Genomic DNA, 2,071 nt, shown 5'->3' with positions numbered 1-2,071 from the left:
CGGCGATGATGCCGATGCCGGCCTGCCACCGCCGGATCGCGGCATCGAAGCCGTCGTCGATCGACGGGCCGGTGCTGGCGAGCACCGGGAAATCCGCGGCATCGGGGCCGAGTTCGGCGGCGAGTGCCTTGGCGAGACGGGTCACGTCCGGGCCGGACGCACCTTTGGAGATMAAGAGCTTCATGGGCTCCTCCGGGGTGGTTGAGGCTGCCGGGCCAGTATCGTGCGGCGGGGCTCTACGTCCATCCCACATGTGATGGACGCGGACGCGGTGCTACCGTTGCGGGATGTCGAGCACGCCCTCTCTTCCACCTGCCGTCCCGCCGTCCACCTCCGCCTGGGCCCCCCTCTCGCTGCCGGTGTTCCGCATGCTGTGGGGCACCTGGGTCGCCGCCAACGTCTGCATGTGGATGAACGACGTGGCGGCGGCGTGGCTGATGACCTCGCTGACGACCTCGCCGGTGCTGGTGGCGCTGGTGCAGTCGGCGTCGACGCTGCCGGTGTTCCTGCTCGGGCTGCCGAGTGGCGCGATGGCCGACATCCTCGATCGCCGGCGCTACTTCATGCTGACGCAGGTGTGGGTGGCCGCGGTGGCGGTGGTGACCTGCACGACGATCGCGTTCGATGCGATGAACGCGCCGCTGCTGCTGGTGCTGACCTTCGCGAACGGCATCGGCCTGGCGATGCGCTGGCCGGTGTTCGCGGCCATCGTGCCGGAGCTGGTGCCGCGCTCGCAGCTGCCGTCGGCGCTGGCGCTGAACGGCATCGCGATGAATGCGTCGCGCATCATCGGGCCGATCCTGGCCGGCGCGATCATCGCGAGCGCCGGCAGCGCATGGGTGTTCGTGCTGAACGCGCTGCTGTCGATCGGCGCGGCGTTCACGATCAGCCGCTGGAAGCGCGAGCAGAAGGCGAGCACGCTGCCGGGCGAGCGCTTCCTCGGCGCGATCCGGGTGGGCGTGCAGTACGTGCGCGAATCGGCGCGCATGCACGTGGTGCTGCTGCGGGTGTCGATCTTCTTCCTGCAGTCGACGGCGCTGCTCGCGCTGCTGCCGCTGGTGGCCAAGCACCTGCATGGCGGCGGCGCGGGCACCTTCACGCTGCTGCTCGCGTCGATGGGTGCCGGTGCGATCGCCGCGGCCCTGAACCTGCCGCGCATCCGCCAGCGCCTGGGCTCCGACGAGCTGGTGCGCTGGGGCTCGTTCGTGCAGGCGCTCGCGATGGTGGTGGTGGCGCTGGCGCCGAACGTGGCGGTGGCGGCGGGCGCGATGGGGGTGGCCGGCGCGGCGTGGATCTCGGTGGCCAATTCGCTGACGGTGTCGGCGCAGCTCGCGCTGCCCGACTGGGTGCGCGCGCGCGGCATGTCGATCTACCAGATGGCGCTGATGGGCAGCAGCGCGGCCGGTGCGGCGCTGTGGGGCCAGGTCGCGGCGATGAGCGACCTGCGCAGCAGCCTGATGGGCGCGGCGGGGATGGGCTGCGTGGCGCTGCTGCTGACGCGGCGGGTGCGGCTCTCGGCGGTGGTCGAGGAGGACCTGACGCCGGCCAATGCGATGGAGAACCCGCTGCGCCCGCCGGTGACCGCGCTGCCGCTGGACCCGCACGACGGGCCGGTGCTGATCGCGGTGGAGTACCGGATCGACCCGGTGCGCGTGGGCGAATTCCTGCACGTGATGCAGGAGCGGCGCAGCAGCTGCCTGCGCCGCGGCGTGCTGTCGTGGAGCCTGTTCCGCGACACCTCGGACCCGTCGCTCTACGTCGAGCAGTTCGTCAACGAATCATGGGCCGAGCATCTGCGGCACTTCGACCGGATGACGGTGTTCGACATGGAACTGCGCGAGCGGCGGCTGGGCTTCCATGTGGAGCAGTCGCCGCCGAAGGTGACGCGGTATGTGGCGCAGGCGCTGGGCAGCTGAAGCCGTCAGGCATTGCCGTCGGTGCCTTCGTGCCACGCCGCGAACTCCAGGGGCCGCAGGCCGAAACGAACGGCGTTGCCGGCATGCAGGCTGTTGAACTCGGTGAGCACCAGCGTGACGAAATGCGCCCGGTCTTCCAGGGCCACCGTTGAAGG

Annotated in this window: 2 protein-coding genes; one reads left to right on the top strand and one right to left on the bottom strand. The window is 70.7% G+C overall.

Annotated features, from left to right (window positions below):
• The coding region (locus AC1D01_RS31845) for a hypothetical protein (protein WP_477873511.1) at positions 1–184 on the bottom strand (184 nt) is incomplete at its 3' end.
• 103 nt (positions 185–287) lie between these two features.
• On the opposite strand from AC1D01_RS31845, the gene AC1D01_RS31840 reads away from it, so the two are divergent.
• Positions 288–1,916 (top strand): MFS transporter, encoded by a 1,629-nt coding sequence (locus AC1D01_RS31840; protein ID WP_477873510.1) that lies wholly within the window; start codon positions 288–290, stop codon positions 1,914–1,916.
• The last annotated feature ends 155 nt before the right edge of the window (positions 1,917–2,071 follow it).

The organism is Rhizobacter sp. P3_B12 (assembly GCF_056402895.1).
The sequence above is the reverse complement of the archived record's forward strand: the minus strand, read 5'-3'. Positions and strand labels throughout refer to the sequence as shown.